Source organism: Lelliottia sp. AC1 (assembly GCF_023278595.1).
Taxonomy (GTDB): Bacteria; Pseudomonadota; Gammaproteobacteria; order Enterobacterales; family Enterobacteriaceae; genus Enterobacter; species Enterobacter nimipressuralis.
Genome location: NZ_CP025699.1, coordinates 3,229,596 through 3,251,341, shown reverse-complemented (window position 1 = coordinate 3,251,341; position 21,746 = coordinate 3,229,596). Strand labels below are relative to the sequence as shown.

Below are 21,746 nucleotides of genomic sequence, written 5' to 3'. Positions count from 1 at the left end.
CCACAACACCCCGGATGGCAACTTCCCGAACGGGATCCCGAANCCGCTGCTGCCAGAGTGCCGCGACGATACCCGCAACGCGGTAATCGAGCACGGCGCGGATATGGGGATTGCCTTTGACGGCGATTTCGACCGCTGCTTCCTCTTCGATGAAAAAGGCCAGTTTATCGAGGGCTATTACATTGTCGGCCTGCTGGCTGAAGCCTTCCTTGAGAAAAACCCGGGGGCGAAAATCATTCACGACCCGCGCCTCTCCTGGAACACCGTCGATGTGGTCAGCGCTGCGGGCGGCACGCCGGTGATGTCGAAGACCGGTCACGCGTTCATTAAAGAGCGCATGCGCGAAGAAGACGCCATTTACGGCGGCGAGATGAGCGCCCATCACTACTTCCGTGATTTTGCCTACTGCGACAGCGGGATGATCCCGTGGCTGCTGGTGACCGAGCTGCTGTGCCTGAAGGGGCAAACCCTGGGTGAACTGGTGCGCGACCGCATGGCGGCGTTCCCGGCGAGCGGCGAAATCAACAGCAAGCTGGAACAGCCTGCCGAGTCTATCGCCCGCGTCGAGCAGCATTTTGCTCTGCACGCCCTCGAAATCGACCGTACGGACGGGATCAGCATGTCGTTCCCGCAGTGGCGCTTTAATTTGCGCTCGTCGAACACCGAGCCGGTGGTACGCCTGAACGTGGAGTCGCGTGCCGACGTTCCGCTGATGGAGGCACGAACGCAGGACATTCTGGCGCTGTTGAAACAGTGATCATTGCCCTCTCCCGATGGGAGAGGGAACCCGATAACAGGAACAACGATGACAAATCTAAAAAAGCGCGAGCGAGCCAAAACGAATGCATCGTTAATCTCTATGGTGCAGCGTTTTTCTGATATCACCATCATGTTCGGTGGGCTGTGGGTGGTGTGTCAGCTAAGCGACCTGTCGTTTTTATACATGCATCTGTTGATGGCGTTACTGGCGCTGGTGGTCTTTCAGATGATTGGCGGGATGACCGATTTTTATCGCTCTTACCGTGGCGTCAAAATCACCACCGAGCTGATGTTACTTCTGCAAAACTGGACCTTAAGCCTGATTTTCAGCGCCGGGCTGGTGGCATTCAGCAGCGACTTTGATAACAGCCTGAAAACCTATCTTTGCTGGTACGCGTTAACCAGCGTCGGGATGGTGGTCTGCCGTTCCCTGATCCGCTTTATCGCAGGCTGGCTGCGTAACCGCGGCTATAACAAGCGTTACGTGGCGGTGGCCGGAGATTTACCCGTGGGGCAGGCGCTGCTGGACAGTTTTCGCAAAGAGCCTTGGCTGGGCTTCGACGTGGTGGGGGTGTATCACGATGCTAAACCGGGCGGCGTGACGTCTGACTGGGCGGGGAACTACGACCAGCTGATCGAAGATGCGCGCGCGGGCAAAATTCACAACGTCTATCTCGCCCTGAAAATGAGCGAAGAGTCTTGTATCAAACACCTGATGCGTGAGCTGGCCGACACCACCTGCTCGGTGATCCTGATCCCTGACGTGTTTACCTTCAACATTCTGCACTCGCGTATTGAAGAAGTGAACGGCGTGCCGGTGGTACCGCTGTATGACACGCCGCTCTCCGGGATCAACCGTCTGCTCAAGCGCGCAGAAGATATCGTGCTCTCCTCTTTGATTTTGCTGCTGATCTCCCCGGTGCTGTGCGGCATTGCGCTGGCGGTCAAAATCACCTCGCCAGGCCCGGTGATCTTCCGCCAGACCCGCTACGGGATGGACGGCAAGCCGATCATGGTGTGGAAATTCCGCTCGATGAAGGTGATGGAAAACGACAGGGTCGTGACTCAGGCCACGCAGAACGATCCGCGCGTCACCCGTGTGGGCAACTTCCTGCGCCGCACGTCACTCGACGAACTGCCGCAGTTTATCAACGTGCTGACCGGCGGAATGTCGATTGTCGGGCCACGTCCGCATGCGGTGGCGCATAACGAGCAGTATCGTGCGCTGATCGAGGGCTACATGCTGCGTCACAAAGTGAAGCCAGGCATTACCGGCTGGGCGCAAATCAACGGCTGGCGTGGCGAAACCGACACGCTGGAAAAAATGGAAAAACGCATTGAGTTCGATCTGGAATACATCCGCGAGTGGAGCGTCTGGTTCGATATCAAAATCGTGTTTCTGACCATCTTTAAGGGCTTTGTTAATAAAGCCGCGTATTAAGTGCCTGATGGAACAGGCTTAAAGGAGTGGTCATGAGTTTACGTGAAAAAACCATCAGCGGGGCCAAGTGGTCGGCGATGGCCACCATCATCATCATCGGCCTCGGGCTGGTGCAGATGACGGTGCTGGCGCGGATTATTGATAATCACCAGTTCGGCCTGCTGACGGTCTCGCTGGTGATTATCGCGCTGGCGGATACCCTGTCGGACTTCGGCATTGCCAACTCGATTATTCAGCGCAAAGAGATCAGTCATCTTGAACTCACGACGCTTTACTGGCTGAACGTCGGGCTGGGGATTGCGGTGTTTGTGGTGGTGTTTCTGCTGAGTGACGTTATCGGTGATGTGCTGAACAACCCGGATCTTGCGCCGCTTATCCGCACCCTGTCGTTTGCCTTTGTGGTGATCCCGCACGGTCAGCAGTTCCGCGCGCTGATGCAAAAAGAGCTGGAGTTCAACAAGATCGGCATGATCGAGACTACCTCGGTGCTGGCAGGTTTTACCTTCACCGTGGTCAGCGCCCATTTCTGGCCGCTGGCGATGACGGCGATCCTCGGGTATCTGGTCAACACGGCAGTGCGTACGCTGCTGTTCGGCTTCTTTGGCCGAAAGATTTACCGTCCCGGTTTTCACTTTTCGCTGGCGTCCGTCTCCTCCAATCTGCGTTTCGGCGCGTGGCTGACTGCCGACAGCATTATCAACTACGTGAATACCAATCTCTCCACGCTGGTGCTGGCGCGTATTCTCGGTGCCAGCGTCGCGGGTGGCTATAACCTGGCGTACAACGTGGCGGTTGTTCCGCCGATGAAACTCAACCCGATCATTACCCGCGTGCTGTTTCCGGCGTTCGCCAAAATTCAGGACGACACGGACAAGCTGCGCGTGAACTTCTACAAGCTGCTGTCGGTGGTGGGGATTATTAACTTCCCGGCGCTGCTCGGGCTGATGGTGGTCTCCAATAATTTTGTTCCGCTGGTGTTTGGCGAGAAGTGGAGCGGGATTATCCCGATCCTGCAGCTGTTGTGCGTGGTGGGCCTGCTGCGTTCCGTGGGTAACCCGATTGGTTCTCTGCTGATGGCCAAAGCGCGCGTCGATATCAGTTTCAAATTCAACGTCTTTAAAACGTTCCTGTTTATTCCGGCGATTATCGTCGGCGGGCACATGGCGGGCGCGATTGGCGTAACGCTTGGCTTCCTGCTGGTGCAGATAATCAACACCGTGCTGAGCTACTTCGTGATGATTAAACCGGTGCTCGGCTCCAGCTATCGCCAGTACATCCTGAGCCTGTGGCTGCCGTTTTATCTGTCGCTGCCAACGCTGGCTGTGAGCTACGGATTAGGGTTTGTGCTCAACGGACATCTTCCGCTGGGCGCGTTGCTGGCGGTGCAGATCGCCGCCGGTGCGCTGGCGTTTGTGGTGATGATTGTGCTGTCCCGTAATGCGCTGGTGGTTGAGATGAAGCGCCAGTTTTGTCGCAGCGAAAAAATGAAAACATTGCTTCGTGCAGGCTGATTTTTTTTAAGAGGTCATTATGAAATTACTGATTCTGGGCAACCATACCTGCGGCAACCGTGGCGATAGCGCCATTCTGCGCGGTCTGCTGGATGCCATTAACACACTCGAGCCTGAGACAGAAGTGGATGTGATGAGCCGCTATCCGGTGAGCTCGTCGTGGTTACTCAACCGCCCGGTGATGGGCGATCCGCTCTACAGCCAGATGAAACAGCACAACACTGCCGCAGGCGTCGTGGGTCGCGTGAAAAAAGTGCTGCGTCGCCGCTATCAGCATCAGGTGCTGCTGTCGCGTGTCACCGACACCGGCAAGCTGCGCAACATTGCTATCGCCCAGGGGTTTACCGATTTTGTGCGCCTGCTGTCGGGCTATGACGCCATTATTCAGGTTGGCGGGTCGTTCTTTGTCGATCTGTACGGCGTGCCGCAGTTCGAGCATGCGCTCTGCACCTTTATGGCGAAAAAGCCGCTGTTTATGATTGGCCACAGCGTCGGGCCATTCCAGGACCCGCAGTTTAACCAACTGGCGAACTATGTGTTTGGCCACTGCGATGCGCTGATCCTGCGCGAATCCGTGAGTCTGGATCTGATGAAGCGCAGCGAAATTGATACCTCGAAAGTTGAGCACGGGGTGGATACGGCCTGGCTTGTGGATCACCAGAACGATAACTTTGAGGCCAGCTATGCGGTTCAGCACTGGCTGAACGTGGCGGCGAAACAGAAAACCGTGGCTATTACCCTGCGTGAACTGGCGCCGTTCGATAAGCGTCTGGGCACGACTCAGGCGGCTTACGAGCAGGCGTTCGCCGACGTGGTGAATCGCGTGCTCGACAGCGGCTATCAGGTGCTGGCGCTCTCCACCTGTACGGGCATCGACAGCTACAACAAAGATGACCGGATGGTGGCGCTGAACCTGCGCAACCTGGTGAACGATCCGTCGCGCTACCACGTGGTGATGGATGAGCTTAACGATCTGGAGATGGGCAAGCTGCTTTCCGCCTGCGACCTGACGGTGGGCACGCGCCTGCACTCTGCGATTATCTCCATGAACTTTGGCACGCCAGCTATCGCCATCAACTATGAACACAAATCGGCGGGCATTATGCAGCAGCTGGGCATGCCGGAGATGGCGGTGGATATTCGCCATCTGCTGGACGGTTCCCTGGGCGCGATGGTGGGCGATACGCTCGGCCAGCTTCCGGCAATCAATGAACGCCTGGCGCACGCGGTGAAAGCCGAGCGGGAAAACGGGATTAGCATGGTCAAATCCGTCCTCGATCGCATCGGGGAGGGCAAATGAAGGTTGGTTTCTTCTTGCTGAAATTCCCGCTCTCGTCGGAGACCTTTGTGCTGAACCAAATCACCGCGTTTATCGATATGGGATATGACGTGGAGATTGTCGCCCTGCAAAAGGGCGATACGCAGAATACCCATGCGGCCTGGACGCAGTATGATCTTGCGGCGAAAACCCGCTGGCTGCAGGATGAGCCACAGGGCCGCCTGGCGAAGCTGCGCTACCGTGCAGGCCAGACGCTGCGCGGGCTGCATCGCGCATCAACCTGGCGGGCGCTCAACGTTTCCCGCTACGGCGCTGAAGCGCGCAACCTGATCCTCTCCTCGATTCGCGGGCAAACGGCCCGGCCATTTCGCGCCGATGTGTTTATCGCCCACTTTGGCCCGGCAGGAGTGACGGCGGCAAAACTGCGCGAGCTGGGGGTGATTGACGGCAAAATCGCGACCATTTTCCACGGGATCGACATCTCCAGCCATGAGGTGTTGAACCATTACACCGGTGAATATCAGCAACTGTTTCGTCGCGGCGACATGATGCTGCCGATCAGCGAACTCTGGGCCGGACGGCTGAAAACCATGGGCTGTCCGTCCGATAAAATCACCGTGTCGCGAATGGGCGTGAACATGGAGCGCTTTACCCAGCGCCCGGTGAAAGTGCCGGGTAAACCGCTGCAAATTATCTCTGTGGCGCGTCTCACCGAGAAAAAAGGGCTGCACGTGGCGATTGAAGCCTGCCGTCAGCTCAGGGCGCGTGGGGTGGATTTTCACTATCGCATTCTCGGGATTGGCCCGTGGGAGCGCCGCCTGCGCACGTTGATCGAGCAATACCAACTGGAAGGTTTTGTAGAGATGCCGGGCTTTAAGCCGAGTCATGAAGTCAAAGCCATGCTCGACGACGCCGATGTGTTCCTGCTGCCGTCCGTGACCGGTGCGGATGGCGATATGGAGGGAATTCCTGTGGCCCTGATGGAGGCGATGGCGGTGGGTATTCCGGTGGTCTCCACCGTGCACAGCGGCATCCCGGAGCTGATCGAGCCTGGCCATTCCGGCTGGCTGGTGCCGGAAAATAACGCGGTCGCGCTTGCCGACAGGCTGGCCGCGTTCAGCGATATCGACCAGCAGGAGCTGGCGCCCGTGCTGCATAACGCGCGGCAAAAAGTCGAAACCGAATTTAATCAGCAGGTAATAAATCGTCAGTTAGCGAGCCTGTTACAAACGCTATAAGCCGAGGTGGTATGCTGAAAAAAATAACCCGACGCAACTTTGTGACCGCCTGCTCGCTGCTGGCCGCGACGCCGTTGCTCACGACACGTCTCGCACGCGCGGCGGGCAGCGGCACGGTCGATATCAGCCAGTACAATCGCAAGGACTGGATCGCTGCTTTTAAGCAGGCCTTTATCGACGGCGATACCGTGGTGGTTCCGGCGGGACTCACCTGCGAGAACATCAACACCGGAATATTTATCCCCGATGGCAAGACCCTGCTGATTCGCGGGGCGCTCACTGGCAACGGGCGCGGGCGCTTTGTGTTACAGGAGGGCAGCAAGGTGATCGGCGAAGGGAAGGGCCGCACGGAAAACATCACCCTGGATGTGCGTGGCTCTGACTGCGTGATTCAGGGGCTGGCGATGAGTGGCTTTGGCCCGGTGACGCAGATTTACATCGGTGGTAAAAAACCGCGGGTGATGCGGAATTTGCTGATCGATAACATCAGCGTGTCGCAGGCCAACTACGCCATTCTGCGTCAGGGATTCCATAATCAGGTCGACGGCGCGCGGATCACGAACAGCCGTTTCAGCCATCTGCAGGGCGATGCGATCGAATGGAACGTCGCCATTAACGACCGCAATATCCTGATCTCTGACCATGTGATCGACAATATCAACTGTACCAACGGCAAGATTAACTGGGGCATCGGTATTGGCCTCGCCGGAAGTACCTACGATAACAACTACCCGGAAAAGCAGACCGTGAAGAACTTTGTGGTGGCGAACATTACGGGCAGTAACTGTCGGCAACTGGTGCATGTGGAAAACGGTAAGCACTTTATTATTCGTAATGTGAAAGCCAAAAACATCACCCCGGATTTCAGTAAAAAAGCCGGAATTGATAACGCCACGGTGGCGATTTACGGCTGCGATAACTTTGTCATCGATAATGTTGATATGGTCAACAGCGCCGGGATGTTGATCGGTTACGGGGTGGTTAAGGGCGATTACCTGTCGATTCCGCAGAACTTCAGGCTCAACAATATTCGCCTGGATAATCGACAGCTGGCGTACAAATTGCGCGGCATACAGATTTCATCGGGCAACGCGACCTCGTTTGTCGCCATCACTAACGTGGAGATGCAGCGCGCGACACTTGAGTTGCACAACAAACCGCAGCACCTGTTTTTACGCAACATCACCGTGATGCAGCAGGCGACAGTCGGGCCCGCGCTGAAGATGAATTTTGACCTGCGCAAAGACGTGCGCGGCAAGTTTATGGCGAAAGATGAGACCTTGCTTTCACTGGCGAATATCCATGCGGTCAATGAAAAAGGGCAGAGTTCGGTGGATATCGACCGGGTGGATCAGCAGGTGGTGAATGTGGAGAGGCTGAACTTCAAACTGCCCCACAGATAGAGTCTGCGTCAGCCATTTTGCGATTATTCTGTGTCAAAACTGTGACGTATTCGGACAACAACTACTGTAATTTGTGGGTCGAAAGCGTACCATCAAGTCCTGAATTACCGTAAAACATGCTGGCGAAAACGGGTTTAACAGCTATAATTCGGCAACCATTTTAAGGTGGAAGAAATAATGATTAATTTGAAAGCAGTCATTCCGGTAGCGGGCTTGGGCATGCATATGCTGCCAGCCACAAAAGCGATTCCTAAAGAGATGCTGCCGATCGTTGACAAGCCGATGATCCAGTACATCGTCGACGAGATTGTTGCTGCAGGGATCAAAGAAATCGTTCTGGTGACTCACTCTTCCAAGAATGCGGTAGAGAACCACTTCGACACCTCTTACGAACTCGAAGCGCTGCTTGAGCAGCGCGTTAAGCGTCAGCTTCTGGCCGAAGTGCAGTCTATCTGCCCGCCAGGGGTGACTATCATGAACGTGCGCCAGGCACAGCCGCTGGGTCTTGGACATTCCATTCTCTGCGCGCGTCCGGTTGTCGGTGACAATCCGTTTATCGTGGTGCTGCCAGACATCATTCTGGACAATGCTTCAGCCGATCCGCTGCGCTATAACCTCGCCGCTATGGTGGCGCGTTTCAATGAAACGGGCCGTAGCCAGGTGCTGGCGAAACGCATGAAAGGCGATCTGTCTGAGTACTCTGTGATTAAAACCAAAGAGCCGCTGGATTCAGAAGGGCAGGTGAGCCGTATTGTTGAATTCATCGAAAAACCTGACCAGCCGCAGACACTGGCTTCTGACCTGATGGCAGTAGGCCGCTATGTGCTGAACGCTGATATCTGGGCCGAGCTGGAAAAAACGGAACCGGGTGCCTGGGACCGTATACAGCTGACGGATGCCATTGCAGAACTGGCGAAAAAACAGTCGGTTGATGCGATGCTGATGACCGGTGACAGCTACGACTGCGGTAAGAAAATGGGCTATATGCAGGCGTTTGTGAACTATGGGCTGCGCAACCTGAAGGAAGGGGCGAAGTTCCGTAAGAGCATTGAGAAACTGCTGACGAGCGAGTGATTCTACAGGCCTCGTAAGCGCGCAGCACGAAAGTAGCGGCAACCGATCATTCTGAGTGAAGGCAAATCCTCAAGAATGCTCGTTGCCGTTTTTTGTTTTTAAAGTGCTCACATTACAATAAGTTAGCTGTTGTTTTTTTGGGCGACTTGATAAGGATTTCTACTTGTTTCTGTCGTCGATAAGGACGACAATTAACAGACTTCTATGGTTGTCCAGTTACGCCTAACGTCCGAAAAATGACCATAAGTGAACACATCTTGCGAATGTACTCAGTGCACTGGTAGCTGTTAAGCCAGGGGCGGTAGCGTGCATATTTTCTGTTTTCGCTCATATTATTCTGAATTCAGAACATCAATATCCCGATATATTCAATCAACGGAATAGCTAACGTGAAAATTCTTGTTACTGGCGGTGCTGGTTTTATTGGCTCTGCAGTTGTGCGGCATATTATTAAAAATACCCAGGATGAAGTGGTTAACGTTGATAAGTTGACCTATGCCGGTAACCTGGAATCACTTGCAGAAGTGAGTGACAGCAAGCGTTACGCATTTGAGCAGGCAGACATCTGCGATAAAGCGGCGATGGAGCGCATTTTTGCTGCGCACAAACCTGATGCTGTCATGCATTTGGCTGCTGAAAGCCACGTAGATCGTTCCATTACGGGGCCTGCGGCATTTATCGAAACCAATATAGTCGGAACTTATGTCCTGCTGGAAGCCGCGCGCGCATACTGGTCTGCGTTGAATGAAGATGCAAAAGCCGCATTCCGCTTCCATCATATTTCGACTGACGAAGTGTATGGCGATCTGCCCCATCCTGATGAGCACCCGGCTTCAACCGAGCTGCCGCTGTTCACTGAAACAACGGCTTATGCGCCGAGCAGCCCGTATTCCGCGTCCAAAGCGTCAAGCGATCATCTGGTTCGCGCATGGCTGCGTACTTATGGTTTCCCAACCATTGTGACTAACTGTTCTAACAACTACGGTCCCTATCATTTCCCGGAAAAACTGATCCCGCTGGTTATCCTCAACGCTCTGGACGGTAAAGCATTGCCGATTTATGGCAAAGGCGATCAGATTCGTGACTGGCTGTATGTTGAAGATCATGCCCGTGCTCTCTATGCCGTTGTCACTCAGGGTAAGCCGGGTGAGACGTACAACATTGGCGGCCATAACGAGAAACAAAACCTTGATGTGGTTCATACCATCTGCGATCTGTTGGATGAAATCGTACCGAAAGACGGCTCCTATCGCGATCAGATCACTTATGTGACCGACCGTCCGGGACACGACCGCCGCTATGCAATCGATGCACATAAAATTGGTCAAGAACTGGGCTGGCAACCGCAAGAGACATTTGAGAGCGGGATCCGCAAAACAGTGGAGTGGTATCTCAGCAATCAGGATTGGGTGAATAACGTGAAAAGTGGCGCTTATAAAACCTGGATTGAGCAGAATTATGGAGAGCGCCAGTAATGAACATTCTCCTGTTTGGTAAAACAGGGCAGGTGGGCTGGGAATTACAGCGCGCCCTCGCTCCCCTAGGTAATCTCATCGCCCTGGATGTCCAGTCCAAAGACTATTGCGGTGACTTTAGCAACCCTGAAGGTATTGCCGAGACGGTGCGTGCGATTAAGCCTGATGTGATCGTCAACGCAGCCGCACATACCGCGGTGGACAAGGCCGAATCCGAGCGAGATTTCGCTGAGCTACTGAATGCAACAAGTGTTGAAGCGATTGCAAAAGAAGCTGCCAAGATTGGTGCCTGGGTTGTTCACTACTCCACTGATTACGTCTTTCCTGGCGACGGCGAGACGCCCTGGCAGGAAACCGATGCAACGGAACCGCTGAACGTTTATGGTCAGACTAAACTCAACGGCGAAAAAGCACTGCAGGCGAATTGTGCTAAGCATCTGATTTTCCGCACCAGCTGGGTATACGCCGGTAAAGGGAACAACTTTGCTAAAACGATGCTGCGCCTGGCAAAAGAGCGGACTGAGCTATCAGTGATCAACGATCAGATTGGCGCCCCTACGGGAGCTGAGCTGTTAGCTGATTGTACCGCGCACGCTATTCGTGTGGCGCTGGCAAAACCCGAAGTGGCGGGGTTGTATCACCTTGTAGCATCAAATACCACAACCTGGTACGACTACGCCGCACTGGTGTTCGAACAAGCTCGAGAAGCGGGTATTGAATTAGCAATCGAAAAATTGAATGCCGTTCCGACATCAGCGTATCCGACTCCGGCGAAACGGCCTCAAAATTCACGCCTGAATACCGAGAAATTCCAACGGAACTTTGATCTTGTGTTGCCGTCCTGGGATATTGGCGTGAAACGTATGCTCGCTGAGCTATTTACCGCTCAATCTATTTAATTATTTTAAATGCCCTTTAGAGGGCATTTTGTGTTTATAGAGAAAAATGATGACTACGCGTAAAGGTATTATTCTGGCTGGTGGTTCTGGCACTCGTCTTTATCCTGTGACAATGGCGGTAAGTAAACAATTGTTGCCTATCTATGATAAACCAATGATTTATTATCCATTGTCGACACTGATGTTGGCTGGAATTAAAGATATTCTGATCATCAGTACACCGCAGGATACGCCGCGCTTTGAGCAACTGCTCGGCGACGGCAGCCAGTGGGGGCTGAACTTGCAATATAAAGTGCAGCCTAGTCCTGATGGTCTGGCGCAGGCCTTTATTATTGGCGAAGAGTTCATTGGTGACGATAGCTGCGCGCTGGTGCTGGGCGACAATATTTTCTATGGCCACGATCTGCCTAAACAGCTCGAAGCAGCCCTGAATAAAGATGATGGTGCGACGGTATTTGCCTATCACGTTAACGACCCTGAACGCTATGGCGTTGTGGAGTTTGATAAAAACGGTAAGGCTATCAGCCTGGAAGAAAAGCCGCTGGAGCCTAAGAGTAACTATGCCGTAACGGGTCTCTATTTCTACGATAACGATGTTGTAGAAATGGCTAAAAACCTGAAACCTTCTGCGCGCGGTGAGTTGGAAATCACGGATATCAACCGTATGTATCTGGAGCAGGGGCATCTTTCAGTTGCCATGATGGGGCGCGGTTATGCCTGGCTGGATACCGGTACACACCAGAGCCTGATCGAGGCAAGTAACTTTATTGCGACAATTGAAGAGCGTCAGGGACTGAAAGTTTCCTGCCCGGAAGAAATTGCGTATCGTAAAGGTTTTATCGACGCTGATCAGGTTAAGAAACTGGCAGAGCCGTTGAAGAAAAATGCATACGGTCAGTACCTGCTGAAAATGATTAAAGGCTATTAAGCAATGAATGTGATTAAGACTGATATTCCAGATGTTTTGATTTTTGAACCGAAAGTATTTGGTGATGATCGTGGTTTTTTCTTTGAAAGCTTCAGCCAGAAAGTGTTTGAAGAGGCGGTAGGTCGCAAGGTGGAATTCGTTCAAGACAATCATTCCAAATCCAGTAAAGGAGTATTGCGCGGACTGCACTATCAACTGGAGCCACATGCGCAGGGTAAACTTGTGCGTTGCGTTGCTGGGGAAGTTTTTGATGTGGCTGTTGATATTCGCAAAAGCTCACCGACTTTTGGAAAGTGGGTGGGAGTGTATCTTTCCGCTGAGAATAAAAGACAGTTATGGATTCCTGAGGGGTTTGCTCATGGGTTTGTTACGATAAGTGAAGAAGCAGAATTTGTCTATAAAACCACGAATTATTATTCACCTCAGCATGAAAGAGGTATTATTTGGAATGATTCTTCAGTGAATATAAACTGGCCAATTGAAACCTCTCAATTAATTTTATCTGAAAAAGATAAGGTTGCTAGACAAATCCATTCCGTAGAATTTTAGCTTTTACGAGAAATTATATGGAAAGGTCGATTCTAAAAAATATTTTTTCAATGTTCAGCATCCAGGGTGTTAATTATTTAATACCTTTGATTACGGTTCCTTATCTTGTTCGTACGCTGGGACTTGATGGATTTGGAACTTATAGTATCATATTGGCTGTTATACAGTATCTTGTTATCCTGACAGACTATGGATTCAATCTTTCAGCAAGCAGGCAGATAGCATTGAATGTTGAGAATAAAGATAAAGTTTCACAAATATTTTGCGCGATAATTTGTTGTAAAATCATCATTGCAATAATATCATTCTCAATGTTGCTTATTTTTGTTCTTAATAATGTTAATTATAAGGATAACGTTTGGCTATTCATTAATGGAATGGGTATTGTTATTGGTACTTCTTTCTTTCCAGTATGGTTATTCCAGGGATATGAAAGAATGCACTGGATTGCTATCAGTAATTTAATAGCCAAACTTCTCGGGTTGGCACTAATATTTATTTTGGTTCACAAAAAATCTGATATTAATTTGGCGATAATGGTTCAGAGTTATACAGGTTTAATTGCAGCTACTTTTGCATTTTCGAAAGCAAGATTTGGCGGGTTTATATACTTTGTTTTTCCAACACTAATTGAAATGAAGAAACAGTTAAAGCTTGGATGGAGCATATTTTTATCTACTTTTTTCGTCAGCATGTACACGACCAGTATTCCGCTTATCCTCGGGTTTAATGCGGGGGCTGAAGCAGTAGGGATTTACAATGCAGCAGATAAATTGAAACAAGCATTGCAAGGTTTAATTGGGCCTGTTTCTCAGGCTATATATCCAAGATCGAATCGTTTGATTGCTGAATCATTATCGAAGGGTGTTATATTTGTTAGGCGAGTATCAGTATTTCTTTGTGCCTTCATGATCTTAGGTAGCACAGTTAGTTACTTTTTAGCTGATCATATTATTAACCTTGCATTCGGTCCTGATCATTTAGAATCTGCAGCAGTTTTAAAAGTACTTGTTTGGATTCCCTCAATAGTCGCGATAGCAAATATGCTGGGTGTTCAAATTATGCTGCCATTGGGTCTAAGTAAAGTTTTTGGACTTACTTATGTTCTTATAGGTAGTTTGGGGTTACCACTAATGTTCATTGCATCATACTATGGTTCATATTTGGGAGTTTCGTATGCTGCGTTAGTGATCGAAATAATTATTACATTGATATTCTGTTATGTTGTTATCAAACAAGTTAAAGGGAAAGTATGATTTATTTATCAATATGCATACCGACAAAAAATAGACTGGATTATATTAAAACTACAATTAATTCTATAATAGATGATGATGTTGATAATTCGCTGTTTCAAATCATAATTTCCGATAATTCCGATAATGACCATACTGAAAAATATGCAAAAGAGTTACAAGCAAACGGATATAATATAAAGTATTATAGAAATCCTGTGAGCGGTTTCTATAATTCTATTCAAGCACTAAGACTCGGTGATGGGGAATTGTTAAAATTACATAATGATTACTCAGCATTTAAACGTGGAAAATTTAAGTCTTTGCTTGAATATGCTGTTAAACATGTTGAAATAAAGCCAATTCTTTTTTTTACAAACGGTGAGCTAAAATTTTCAAAAAAAACGATATGTTGTGACAGCCTTGATGATTTTGTTAGTCATGCCAGTTATTTGATAACATGGAGTTCATCATTTGCAATCTGGAGAGAGCAATTACAAAAACTTCGGTCAGAACCGCAAGATGTTGATGAAATGTTCCCGCACACAAGTGTTCTTCTTCAGACTAATAACAAGGAATATTGCATTGTCGATGAAATAATGTTTGAGAACATCAATGTTAATAAGAAAGGCGGATACAACATATTTTATAATTTTTGCATTTTATTTCTTAACATTCTTTATGAGAAAGTTAAAGAAAATACAATTACAAAAAAAACTTTTCAAAAAGTAAAAAGAGATATGTATTATCGTTTTGTGATTATTTGGTATTATCGAACTATTATTGATAAAAAAAGAAATTATACATTTGATAATACTAATGCCAATCAAAATATTAAAAAAGCGTATGGATTAGTAGGGTTGCTAGGCGTGAAGTGTATCTCGAATGCAAAGTTTATCATTTCAAATTTCAGGAATGTTTTATCAAAATAGCAAATCCTTTCAGAGTTGAGCTAACATAATGCGATCCAGGATAAATATCTCGAGTATTATTGGGTTATGGTTGATTTTATTTACTATATTCGGTGGTGCATATAAAACTCCATTTGGAACTTTAAGTACTTCACATATATCTTTCGCATGGGGGGCTTGCTTACTTATTATTTATATGTCACAGCATCAATTATCAAGGTTTGGACATCTAATTCAAATAACAAAAAAATACTATATATATTTGTCTTTGATGATTGCGTTATTTTTTCTCTCTTTGATGCAATATACGTTTGCTAATATAGGTGATGCGCTCTTTATCGATCTACAATTTAAAAGGGTAATTCAAGCTGCGATATCTTTTATTTTTTTTGCGATAACAGTTGACTATATAGCAAGTCGGTTGTCAGCAGAAAAATTATTTTTTGGAGTAATGATATTTCTTGCAGGAGTATTGCTACTTAGCTTATTTCAAATGATGAATGATTCATTTCGAATGTGGTATTTGGATCTTACAGCAACAGATGGCTATTGGTATGAATGGGCTCAAAAAAGTAACAGAGCTATTGGGCTAAAAGCAATGTCTATTTGGGATACATCTGTTTCATATGCATTATTAATATTTTTAGTATTTGCAGTGTTTTTTCAGGGAAGAACAACACGATCAAAATCATGGCTGTATTTATTCATTGGCTTGCTCTTTTTACTTGTAATAATTAGTGGACGTACTGGCCTATTCTTTTTAATAGCCTTTTTTATTCTTTTGTCAATTTTTAATAGACAATATGGCTTGCTCGTTAACTTTGCAATCTTAGCCATAACTGGAATTATCATGGTGCTGACTTTCACTGATAGTGAGTTGATAGTGAGAGTTATCAGTTTTGCATTCGAATTAATTGTCAATGTGTTTCAGGGTCGAGTTGAAACTAATTCAACTGATGATCTTATTAATAACCACCTCTTCATTCCTCACATAAGTAACATATTATTTGGTGATAACTTCTTTATAGGTGATGGAGATGAAGTCACGTCCCAAATTGGGCGCTCTTCGGATTCTGCGTTTGTAATTAACTATGTAGCCTATGGATTGCTAGGAGTATGCATAACCAGTATTTTGGCTGTGATTACAGGTCGTATTTTTTTCGATTATTTCAGTCTTGATAAAAAGAACTATTTTTATTACTTTGTATTGTTGATTTGTCTTTTACTGTCTTTTGGACTGTATTTGAAAATTTTAATCTATGTGAGTGCTACCATCTTGAAAGCTATGATTTTTATGACAATTTGTTTGAAACATATTGAATTAAAAAAACGGAAAGAATTCAGGAACGTATATGCGAAATGAAAAATTAGCTATCTTGCTTTTGCGAGGTATTCCCTCGGTATATCGACGCATAAGAAGCAAAATTTATAGCTTTATATTTAATACAAAAAATTTAAACATTGGGCGAAATGTAACTCTCTCTGGAACTAATAATTTTGTTATTGGAAACAGAGTGCTTATTGGAAACCAGTCGTGGATTGATGCTATAGGTGATGGAAAAATAATTATTGGTGACGAAGTTTCACTAAGCCAGAATGTACATGTCGCTGCAAAATTATCTGTAAAAATAGGAAATGGATGTCTAATTGGAAGCGATGTTTTAATTACCGATCATAATCATGGATATGGTATTGAATATAAAAATATTGTGCCAAAAAAACGAGAGTTAGTAATAAAAGGGCATACAGAAATTGGCGATAATTGCTGGATTGGTGATAACGCAAAAATCCTTTCAGGTGTAACACTAGGTTGCAATGTTATCGTTGGGGCAAATTCCGTTGTGACTAAGAGTTTTCCTTCCAATTGTATTGTAGGTGGTATTCCTGCGCAGTTAATAAAATCGCTCTAAATACAAGAGGCTTTGCTTTCATGATTGTTGATGTGATCGTTGCAACATACAATGGCGAAAAATATATAAAAGAACAGGTGTGTTCCATCTTAAATCAGACTTATAGAGATATTCGAGTTTTAGTCCGTGATGACGGTTCCACGGACAATACAAAAAGTGTTATATTAGAACTCCAAAAAAAAGATAATCGTCTTCACTTAATAGAAGACGATTATTCATCCAACGGTGTTGGTGAAAATTTTAAAAGACTACTCGAACAATGTTCATCGGAGTATGTTTTCATCGCTGACCAAGATGATGTTTGGGAAGTTAATAAAATAGAAGAGTTAGTCTCTTATGCAAATAAAACCTTCCCTGCTAATATTCCATGTATTGCTTATGCCCCTGGTTTGGTTGTTGATCAAAATTTGTTATCTTCGGAAATTAAGTTCACAAACAATAGTATTAAAGTAAGAAATCTTGAAGACATGATACTGATGAATGGTGGTGTCCAGGGATGCGCTATGATAATCAATCGCAATTTATATGAAAAAGCACTTCGGAGTGATTTTTATTGGTATATGCATGATCAGGTATTAAGCCTTTATGCCATATGCTATGGGAAAATATTCTTCTATAATAAACCATTATTTAAGTACAGACAGCACCAAAACAATGTGCTTGGATTTAACGGTAACACTTTTATATCACGATTAAAAAAATATATTGTTTTTGATGGGAAATCTTTTTTAATTAATAAACATACCGATCAACTATTTGTTGATTTTTGGCATTCCGAAAATAAAACTATTTCTGCCAAGGACAAAAAAATATTTATTGATTATTTCTCAGTCAGAGAGAACAAATTAAAGTTTTTCTTATTTGTTGTAAAAAATCGCATTTGCATACGAAAAAAATTATCAACATCATTAGTGAAAATGTTGTTAATAAAAAATCTAATAGAAAAATAAAATTTATATTAAATGAGCAGACTATACTAATGAAAGTAATCTTTTCGGCAAATACGAGTTGGTACTTATACAATTTCAGGAAAAACACAATAAAGAGATTTATCGAACTTGGTCATGAAGTTCATATTATTGCGCCTGATGATGCTTACACAAATAAATTGATTGATTTAGGGGTGCAAAAACATCATCTCTTTTTGCATAGTAATTCTTTGAATCCTCTGCAGGACATGGTTACCATACTACATTTATTATATCTATACATCACTATAAAACCTGATGTTGTCTATAATTTTACACCGAAAATAAATATTTATGGGGCGTTCGTATCCTATCTCTTACCTTCGTTGAGAGTTGTTAATAATATTGCTGGTCTCGGTACTGCGTTTGTTGACGATGGTTTAAAAAAGAAAATCCTTCATTTTCTTTATAAATTTTCTCAGAAACGAGCTGATATAGTTTTCTTCCAGAATGAAGAAGATATGCTTCTTTTTACTAAAAGTAATTTAGTAAAAAAGGAAAAATCTCGCCGAATACTTGGGTCTGGTGTCAACCTTGAAGCATTCAATACAACTAGAATGACTAAAGAGAAAGACATTAAATTTATCTTGGTCGCCAGATTAATTGAGCAGAAAGGAGTCAAACTGTACGCCGAAGCGGCCCGAATCATCCGTGAAAAATATCCTACAGCAGAATTTGCTCTCCTGGGACCTATATTAGATTCTAACCCATCTGCTATACATCGAGATGAAATATCTAAATGGGTAGACGCAGGGCTATTAAATTACCTCGGGCACTCCGATAATGTTGCAAGTGTTCTTGCTGAATATGATTGCGTGGTTCTCCCTTCGTTCTATCGCGAAGGTGTTCCAAAGTCTCTTTTGGAAGCGGCTGCTTGTGGAAAAATTGTTATAACCACTAATAATATCGGATGTAAAGATGCTGTGATTGATGGGATAACTGGCTTTCTTTGCGAACCTAAATCCCTCGAAGCTTTGGTCAATGCTTTAGAAAAAGTTATTCAAATGAATCCTGATTCATTTATAAAAATGAAAAAATCAGCTCGCTGTTTAGCTCTGAATAAGTTTGATGAAAATATTATTATTGATGAGTACCTCGCGACCATTAAAGATTAATATAGAAAAGATATTTTTAATATTGTACTTTCTTCAAGAGGTTAGTTTTGAATATTATACTCTGCTCATTATATTACGAAACAAAAAGAGTAACAGGCGCTAATAAACGGTTTGACTATTTTGGGAAAACCCTTTTGGAACAAAAAGACATCTCTTTGACAGTAATTGTTAGGGCAGGTGAAAATCCTGATTGGACTTCTAATGTTATTACCTTGCCACGTTACGATAATATACCAGCATCAATTCGCAGAGTGTTGTATTGCTTTCATCTGACATATATTTTCTCAAAATCTAAAGGCGTAATTATTAACGATTTTATGCCTGTACCTCTATGGTTTTCCAATAAAAATAAATATTTCCAACTTGTCCATGACATTCGTAATTTTACCGACTACAATCGTGCTGTTTTAAAGAAAATAGCAAGCTATATTCAGCGGGCTCAGTGGAAAAATGTACCTAATATTCTAACCGTTAGTCATTTTACTAAAAAACAATTGGTTGAATATTGTAATATCAATCCAAATAAAATTTCTGTTTCCTATAATGGTATTGAAGTTACGACACGGGAACACAAGCAGAGAGATATTGATTTTTTATACATCGCTACTTATGAAAAAAGAAAAAACCACATTAATCTGGTTCAAGCATTTTCAGAGTATATAAAGCATATTAATTCCAATGCATCTCTTTATCTTGTTGGGCGTGATTTAGGTTATAGGCAGAGTATAGAAAAGTTAGTTGTTGAGCTTGGACTAATGGACTCAGTGGTTTTCATTGAGACAATTACAGAAGAAGAACTCAAAGATATTTATGAACGAACTTATTGTTTTGTTAGCCCTTCTTTTTACGAAGGCTTTGGAATGCCAATAATCGAAGCAATGTATTTTGGATGTAATGTTGCTTGTAGTAACATCGAAGTCTTTAAAGAAATTTCAGAAGAACATGCATTTTATTTTGAACCAAATGATGTTAAAAGTATTTTGCATGGAATGCATTTGGCAAGGAGCAGTGAGAATAATAATGTTAATAATATTTCATATGTTGAATCTAAATTTACATGGGATTCAATAACTGCTGCATTTTTAGGTCTCGTAGGTAAATAAAATGATTCAACCGATAATTATCGCTGGAGGCTCAGGTTCCAGACTCTGGCCTCTTTCAAGAAATCAACATCCCAAACAATTCCTATCATTAATTAACGATAACAGTTTACTGCAAAATACAATTATTCGCCTTGATGATGTCCCGCATGCGCCACCTATTATCGTGTGTAATCAGGAACATCGTTTTTTAGTCGCGGAACAGTTACGAGAAAAATGCATTGAAACTGGAGGCATCATTTTAGAGCCTTCAGGAAAAAATACAGCTCCTGCTGTTGCATTATCAGCTTTTTACGCAATGAGTAAGCTTTTACATTCAGATGAAGATCCGATATTACTTGTTCTGGCTGCCGATCATGTAATCAAGAACGTTGATAGCTTTATATCAGCTATTAATATAGCGTTACCGTTGGCTGAAAAAGGGCAATTAGTTACTTTTGGAGTAATACCAACTCATCCTGAAATTGGCTACGGGTATATCCAAGCTGGAGATACGATCACCGATAATGCATTTGAAATTGCTGAGTTTAAAGAAAAACCCACGCTCGAAAAAGCTCAAGAATACATTGCAGACAAGAGATATTTATGGAACAGCGGTATGTTTATGTTCCGTGCTTCCACATATCTTGAGGAATTAAAGAAATACAGGAATGATATTCACGATTTCTGTCATGAAGCAATTAGTTTTGGACGTACTGATTTAGATTTCATGCGAGTAGATCCTGAACTTTTTTCACAGTGTCCATCTGAATCTATCGATTATGCTGTAATGGAAAAAACGCACAAAGGGGTTGTGGTTTCTCTTGATGCTGGTTGGAGTGATGTTGGTTCCTGGTCTTCTCTCTGGGAAATCAATGATAAAGACTCTAATAATAATGTTCTTCATGGAGACGTTATAAGCCACAGTTCTGAAAACTGCTATATATTGGCTGAATCAGCGCTCGTCACCACCATAGGTGTTAAAGACATTATTGTAGTTCAGACTAAAGATGCAGTTCTTATTGCAGACCGTTTATCATGCCAGGGCGTTAAAGATGTAGTTGAAGAATTGAAAGCAACAGGTCGTCAGGAACATCATGTTCATCGCGAGGTTTACAGGCCCTGGGGCAAATGCGACTCAATCGATACAGGATCGAGATATCAAGTTAAACATATAACCGTTAAGCCTGGTGAAGGATTGTCGTTACAAATGCACTACCATCGTGCTGAACATTGGATTATTGTTTCTGGTACTGCGAAAGTGACGATAAACGATCAAATCAAGTTTGTTGGCGAAAATGAATCTATCTTTATTCCCCTTGGAGCCAAACATTGCCTGGAGAATCCTGGTAAAATCCCTCTCGATCTCATTGAAGTTAGATCAGGTGCGTATTTAGGCGAGGATGATATTGTACGTTTCGCTGATCGTTATGGACGAATGTGAATATGGAAAAATTAACTTGTTTCAAAGCCTACGATATTCGCGGCAAATTGGGTGAAGAGCTGAATGAAGATATCGCGTGGCGCATTGGCCGCGCGTACGGCGAATACCTGAAACCGAAAACCATTGTGCTCGGCGGCGATGTGCGTCTCACCAGTGAAGCGCTGAAACTGGCGCTGGCGAAAGGGCTGCAGGACGCCGGTGTGGATGTGCTTGATATCGGTCTGTCCGGCACCGAAGAGATCTATTTCGCCACTTTCCACCTGGGCGTGGACGGCGGCATCGAAGTCACCGCCAGCCATAATCCGATGGATTACAACGGCATGAAGCTGGTGCGCGAAGGCGCGCGTCCGATCAGCGGCGACACTGGGCTTCGCGACGTGCAGCGTCTGGCGGAAGCCAACGACTTCCCGCCGGTGAACGACGCCGCGCGCGGCAGCTATCAGCAGATTGATCTGCGCAACGCGTATATCGACCATCTGCTGGGGTATATCAACGTGGCAAACCTCAAGCCGCTGAAGCTGGTGATTA

Annotated in this window: 18 protein-coding genes and 2 pseudogenes; all 20 read left to right on the top strand. The window is 45.6% G+C overall.

Annotated elements, in window-relative coordinates; translation table 11 throughout:
* A pseudogene (locus C0560_RS15375) lies at positions 1-757 on the top strand (phosphomannomutase CpsG); the annotation flags it as partial.
* Positions 758-805: 48 nt separating this feature from the next.
* Entirely contained in the window at positions 806-2,200 is a 1,395-nt protein-coding gene (gene wcaJ, locus C0560_RS15370; protein ID WP_100779619.1) for an undecaprenyl-phosphate glucose phosphotransferase, read from the top strand.
* A 32-nt stretch (positions 2,201-2,232) separates the two neighbouring features.
* A complete protein-coding gene (gene wzxC / locus C0560_RS15365) occupies positions 2,233-3,711 on the top strand; it encodes a colanic acid undecaprenyl disphosphate flippase WzxC (RefSeq protein WP_102104089.1) in 1,479 nt (492 codons plus the stop codon).
* A 19-nt stretch (positions 3,712-3,730) separates the two neighbouring features.
* Positions 3,731-5,011, top strand: a complete 1,281-nt coding sequence (gene wcaK / locus C0560_RS15360) for a colanic acid biosynthesis pyruvyl transferase WcaK (RefSeq protein WP_100779621.1) — start codon at positions 3,731-3,733, stop codon at positions 5,009-5,011.
* Complete coding sequence (gene wcaL / locus C0560_RS15355; protein WP_248858961.1) at positions 5,008-6,228, top strand: colanic acid biosynthesis glycosyltransferase WcaL; 1,221 nt, start codon at positions 5,008-5,010, stop codon at positions 6,226-6,228. The genes wcaK and wcaL overlap by 4 nt, the downstream gene beginning before the upstream one ends.
* Positions 6,229-6,239: 11 nt before the next feature.
* Positions 6,240-7,631, top strand: coding sequence for a colanic acid biosynthesis protein WcaM (wcaM, locus tag C0560_RS15350; protein ID WP_248858959.1), 1,392 nt, complete (start codon positions 6,240-6,242; stop codon positions 7,629-7,631).
* A 177-nt stretch (positions 7,632-7,808) separates the two neighbouring features.
* Positions 7,809-8,705, top strand: a complete 897-nt coding sequence (gene galF, locus C0560_RS15345; protein WP_102104084.1) for a GalU regulator GalF — start codon at positions 7,809-7,811, stop codon at positions 8,703-8,705.
* Positions 8,706-9,094: 389 nt separating this feature from the next.
* Positions 9,095-10,180 (top strand): dTDP-glucose 4,6-dehydratase, encoded by a 1,086-nt coding sequence (gene rfbB, locus C0560_RS15340; RefSeq protein ID WP_248858957.1) that lies wholly within the window; start codon positions 9,095-9,097, stop codon positions 10,178-10,180.
* Positions 10,180-11,079 carry a dTDP-4-dehydrorhamnose reductase gene (rfbD, locus tag C0560_RS15335; RefSeq protein ID WP_142503386.1) on the top strand — a complete coding sequence of 300 codons (900 nt, stop codon included), beginning with the start codon at positions 10,180-10,182 and terminating at the stop codon, positions 11,077-11,079. The genes rfbB and rfbD overlap by 1 nt, the downstream gene beginning before the upstream one ends.
* A 49-nt stretch (positions 11,080-11,128) precedes the next feature.
* Positions 11,129-12,007, top strand: a complete 879-nt coding sequence (gene rfbA, locus C0560_RS15330) for a glucose-1-phosphate thymidylyltransferase RfbA (RefSeq protein WP_248860293.1) — start codon at positions 11,129-11,131, stop codon at positions 12,005-12,007.
* 3 nt (positions 12,008-12,010) lie between these two features.
* On the top strand, positions 12,011-12,556 hold the full coding sequence (gene rfbC, locus C0560_RS15325) for a dTDP-4-dehydrorhamnose 3,5-epimerase (protein ID WP_123427447.1): 546 nt from the start codon (positions 12,011-12,013) through the stop codon (positions 12,554-12,556).
* A 17-nt stretch (positions 12,557-12,573) separates the two neighbouring features.
* A complete protein-coding gene (locus tag C0560_RS15320; RefSeq protein WP_123427448.1) occupies positions 12,574-13,812 on the top strand; it encodes a flippase in 1,239 nt (412 codons plus the stop codon).
* The gene (locus C0560_RS15315; RefSeq protein WP_123427449.1) at positions 13,809-14,723 is read left to right on the top strand and encodes a glycosyltransferase; all 915 of its coding nucleotides are present in this window, start codon (positions 13,809-13,811) and stop codon (positions 14,721-14,723) included. The genes C0560_RS15320 and C0560_RS15315 overlap by 4 nt, the downstream gene beginning before the upstream one ends.
* 70 nt (positions 14,724-14,793) lie before the next feature.
* Entirely contained in the window at positions 14,794-16,065 is a 1,272-nt protein-coding gene (locus tag C0560_RS15310) for a hypothetical protein (RefSeq protein WP_248858956.1), read from the top strand.
* The gene (locus C0560_RS15305; protein WP_123427451.1) at positions 16,055-16,612 is read left to right on the top strand and encodes a DapH/DapD/GlmU-related protein; all 558 of its coding nucleotides are present in this window, start codon (positions 16,055-16,057) and stop codon (positions 16,610-16,612) included. The genes C0560_RS15310 and C0560_RS15305 overlap by 11 nt, the downstream gene beginning before the upstream one ends.
* A 20-nt stretch (positions 16,613-16,632) precedes the next feature.
* On the top strand, positions 16,633-17,562 hold the full coding sequence (locus C0560_RS15300; RefSeq protein WP_248858955.1) for a glycosyltransferase: 930 nt from the start codon (positions 16,633-16,635) through the stop codon (positions 17,560-17,562).
* Between the two features lie 29 nt (positions 17,563-17,591).
* Positions 17,592-18,695 carry a glycosyltransferase family 4 protein gene (locus C0560_RS15295; protein ID WP_123427453.1) on the top strand — a complete coding sequence of 368 codons (1,104 nt, stop codon included), beginning with the start codon at positions 17,592-17,594 and terminating at the stop codon, positions 18,693-18,695.
* A gap of 47 nt (positions 18,696-18,742) precedes the next feature.
* Positions 18,743-19,798, top strand: a complete 1,056-nt coding sequence (locus C0560_RS15290) for a glycosyltransferase family 1 protein (RefSeq protein ID WP_248858954.1) — start codon at positions 18,743-18,745, stop codon at positions 19,796-19,798.
* A gap of 1 nt (position 19,799) precedes the next feature.
* A complete protein-coding gene (locus tag C0560_RS15285; protein WP_123427457.1) occupies positions 19,800-21,218 on the top strand; it encodes a mannose-1-phosphate guanylyltransferase/mannose-6-phosphate isomerase in 1,419 nt (472 codons plus the stop codon).
* 2 nt (positions 21,219-21,220) lie between these two features.
* A pseudogene (gene cpsG / locus C0560_RS15280) lies at positions 21,221-21,746 on the top strand (colanic acid biosynthesis phosphomannomutase CpsG); the annotation flags it as partial.

Bases quoted from the DNA above. Each gene is read 5' to 3' on its own strand.
- wcaJ (WP_100779619.1), top strand. From the start codon at position 806: ATGACAAATCTAAAAAAGCGCGAGCGAGCCAAAACGAATGCATCGTTA.
- wzxC (WP_102104089.1), top strand. From the start codon at position 2,233: ATGAGTTTACGTGAAAAAACCATCAGCGGGGCCAAGTGGTCGGCGATG.
- wcaK (WP_100779621.1), top strand. From the start codon at position 3,731: ATGAAATTACTGATTCTGGGCAACCATACCTGCGGCAACCGTGGCGAT.
- wcaL (WP_248858961.1), top strand. From the start codon at position 5,008: ATGAAGGTTGGTTTCTTCTTGCTGAAATTCCCGCTCTCGTCGGAGACC.
- wcaM (WP_248858959.1), top strand. From the start codon at position 6,240: ATGCTGAAAAAAATAACCCGACGCAACTTTGTGACCGCCTGCTCGCTG.
- galF (WP_102104084.1), top strand. From the start codon at position 7,809: ATGATTAATTTGAAAGCAGTCATTCCGGTAGCGGGCTTGGGCATGCAT.
- rfbD (WP_142503386.1), top strand. From the start codon at position 10,180: ATGAACATTCTCCTGTTTGGTAAAACAGGGCAGGTGGGCTGGGAATTA.
- rfbA (WP_248860293.1), top strand. From the start codon at position 11,129: ATGACTACGCGTAAAGGTATTATTCTGGCTGGTGGTTCTGGCACTCGT.
- rfbC (WP_123427447.1), top strand. From the start codon at position 12,011: ATGAATGTGATTAAGACTGATATTCCAGATGTTTTGATTTTTGAACCG.
- C0560_RS15320 (WP_123427448.1), top strand. From the start codon at position 12,574: ATGGAAAGGTCGATTCTAAAAAATATTTTTTCAATGTTCAGCATCCAG.
- C0560_RS15315 (WP_123427449.1), top strand. From the start codon at position 13,809: ATGATTTATTTATCAATATGCATACCGACAAAAAATAGACTGGATTAT.
- C0560_RS15305 (WP_123427451.1), top strand. From the start codon at position 16,055: ATGCGAAATGAAAAATTAGCTATCTTGCTTTTGCGAGGTATTCCCTCG.
- C0560_RS15300 (WP_248858955.1), top strand. From the start codon at position 16,633: ATGATTGTTGATGTGATCGTTGCAACATACAATGGCGAAAAATATATA.
- C0560_RS15295 (WP_123427453.1), top strand. From the start codon at position 17,592: ATGAAAGTAATCTTTTCGGCAAATACGAGTTGGTACTTATACAATTTC.
- C0560_RS15285 (WP_123427457.1), top strand. From the start codon at position 19,800: ATGATTCAACCGATAATTATCGCTGGAGGCTCAGGTTCCAGACTCTGG.